Origin of the sequence: Allobosea sp. (assembly GCF_030694325.1) — a bacterium.
Classification (GTDB): Bacteria; Pseudomonadota; Alphaproteobacteria; order Rhizobiales; family Beijerinckiaceae; genus Allobosea.
This window is the reverse complement of sequence record NZ_JAUXYO010000064.1, coordinates 1-1201: the sequence shown is the minus strand read 5'-3', so window position 1 is coordinate 1201 and position 1201 is coordinate 1. Positions and strand designations below refer to the sequence as shown.

General features: G+C 64.8%; 1 protein-coding gene. It reads right to left on the bottom strand.

Annotated elements, in window-relative coordinates; genetic code table 11:
• The coding region (locus Q8M82_RS03680) for an ATP-dependent metallopeptidase FtsH/Yme1/Tma family protein (protein WP_305690029.1) at positions 1 to 1076 on the bottom strand (1076 nt) is incomplete at its 3' end.
• Positions 1077 to 1201 lie beyond the last annotated feature (125 nt).

Sequence of the window (1201 nt, the reverse complement as noted above, 5' to 3'; positions counted from 1 at the left end):
GGCGTGCCACGTGCGACCACCTTGGGATCGACGTCGGGCGCCAGCGGCACCTTACGCATGTGAACGCGCAGGATCTTCTCGCGGCCGTTGACATCGGGGTTCGGCACGGTGATCTGCCGGTCGAAGCGGCCCGGGCGCAGCAGCGCGGGGTCGAGCACGTCGGGACGGTTGGTGGCGGCGATGATGATGACGCCCTCGTTCGGCTCGAAACCGTCCATCTCGACCAGCAACTGGTTCAGCGTCTGCTCGCGCTCGTCATTGCCACCGCCGAGGCCGGCGCCACGATGGCGGCCGACCGCGTCGATTTCGTCGATGAAGATGATACAGGGCGAGTTCTTCTTGGCCTGCTCGAACATGTCGCGCACGCGGCTGGCACCGACGCCGACGAACATCTCGACGAAATCCGAGCCCGAGATCGTGAAGAACGGCACATTCGCCTCGCCGGCGACGGCGCGCGCCGTCAGCGTCTTGCCGGTGCCGGGAGGGCCGACCAGCAGAACGCCGCGCGGGATGCGCCCGCCCAGCCGCTGGAACTTCTGCGGATCGCGCAGGAACTCGACGATCTCGGTCAGGTCTTCCTTGGCCTCGTCGATGCCGGCGACGTCGTCGAAGGTGACGCGGCCATGCGCCTCGGTCAGGAGTTTGGCCTTCGACTTGCCGAAGCCCATTGCCCGGCCGGCGCCATTCTGCATCTGGCGGGACATGAAGATCCACAGGCCGATGAAGATGACGAAGGGCAGCGAATTGACCAGCAGCGCCATGAACCAGGGCGTGCCCTCGGAAGGGGCGCGCGCCGAAACCTGAACACCCTTCTGGGCCAGCGTCTTCAGCAGGGCCGGATCGCCATAGGGCGCGTAGGTCACGAAGCTGCGCCCGTCGGAGAAGGTCCCGGAAATCTCCTGGCCGGCGACGACGACATTCGTGATCCGCCCGGCCTCCGACTCGTTGATGAGCTGGCTGTAGGGAATCTCGTTGATGTTGGAACGCTGGTTCGGGCTCTGGAAGAGCGTCACCAGCGCCAGCACCAGCAGGAAGATCACCACCCAGAGGGCGAAATTGCGGAAGTTCGGATTCATCATCTGTCCGATCAGGCCTGCCGGACCAACCGGAAGAGGCCGAGAGTTTGCAGCATCAATCTAGGTGCGGGCGAGGCCATTGCCAAGGGAAAGACATTTGCACCCTTCCGCTTATGTTGCCGCAG